At 61.3% G+C, this 1,340-nt stretch carries 2 pseudogenes; both read left to right on the top strand.

Annotation, left to right across the window (positions count from 1 at the left end):
- A pseudogene (locus I5W_RS18025) lies at positions 1–704 on the top strand (alkaline phosphatase); the annotation flags it as partial.
- A 78-nt stretch (positions 705–782) separates the two neighbouring features.
- Positions 783–1,217, top strand: a pseudogene (locus I5W_RS18020) (hypothetical protein); the annotation flags it as partial.
- Positions 1,218–1,340 lie beyond the last annotated feature (123 nt).

The raw sequence follows: 1,340 nt of genomic DNA, 5'->3' as shown, positions 1-1,340 counted from the left end.
TGCAGAAGGCGGCCGCCTTCCTGGAAACCCACCGCTATGCGGCCCTGGCCGGTGGCAGCNTGGGCTTCACCAAGATGGAAGGCACCACCGTCAATGCGCGCGACAAGATCGCTTATTCGGCCATGTCCTACATCCAGACCTCGATGCTCAATGGCTCCGGCCACATCAAGGTCGAAGGCCCCAAGGCCGGTGCCGTGTATGCCCTGAACCTGCGCGGCGGCCAGCGCGATACCGGTGGCAACCCCATTGATAGCGAATGGGTGGCCATCGACATGGCCCCGCCGGCCGCCCTGGTCGGGGTCGACCTGAAGACCCCGGATGCGCTGGGCAACCTGGCCGACCAGGAACACATCGCCAACCCGGACAACATCAAGTTCTCCGAAAAGCTGCGCACCTTGTTCATCGGTGAAGACAGCGGTATGCATGTCAACAACTTCCTGTGGGCCTACAACGTCGACACCAAGGCGCTCACCCGAGTGCTGTCCTGCCCGGCCGGGGCCGAGTCCACCGGTCTTCATGCGGTCGATGAAATCAATGGCTGGACCTACGTGATGAGCAACTTCCAGCACGCCGGCGATTGGGAGAAGGGTTTGCACGACAAGGTCAAGGACACGCTCGATCCGCTGGTGCGTGCCAACTACAAGGATCGCTTCGGCGCCACCGTGGGTTACCTGACCGGCCTGCCGCACACCGGCAAGGCCTAAGCCTGGCCCCAGGCGGGCGGGCACGGAACGCATTCTGCTAGGAGCAGTCCTACCAGCTTGTTTTCGTCCTGCCCGCCGATGACTAGAAAGCTGTTTACCCTCCTGCCGTTCACTTTGCTGTGCACCGTCTTCCTGGCTGGCTGCGCCTCCACTCCTGCGCCGCATGGCGAGGTAAAAGGGGCCGAAGCCAGTTCCCGCGAGATGGGCCAGTCCGACAGCAACCGCGTGGCCACGCTGGCCATGCGGGCCAATCTGGATAGCCTTTATCTGTTGATGTCCAAGCTGTATCGGCGCAATCCGGCCGAATGGAAAAAGACCGCCGCCAGTCGCGAAGAGGCCGAAAAGAAGGTGCGCCAAGCCATCGAGCAGCGCCAGGCCTGGCCCGAGCTGCAAGGCAAGCGCGATATCCAGGCCATGACACTGGCCTTGTCGGCTGATTTCAAGGGGGATCGGGTGGCAGCCTTCATCGATGCCACTGCCGATATGATCATTGTCGCCCACGGCAACAAGATCGTTCAGAAGCAGGCAACATCAGAATTTCCACGTATAGGCAACGCCGAGAATGTCTTCCTCAAGATGTACGTTGGCATTGCCTCCCCCAAAGCTGGCGGAATCGATGCCGCACCATGATGGTTC

This window comes from Herbaspirillum sp. B65 (assembly GCF_000333555.1).
Classification (GTDB): Bacteria; Pseudomonadota; Gammaproteobacteria; order Burkholderiales; family Burkholderiaceae_D; genus Herbaspirillum; species Herbaspirillum rubrisubalbicans.
The sequence above is the reverse complement of the archived record's forward strand: the minus strand, read 5'-3'. Positions and strand labels throughout refer to the sequence as shown.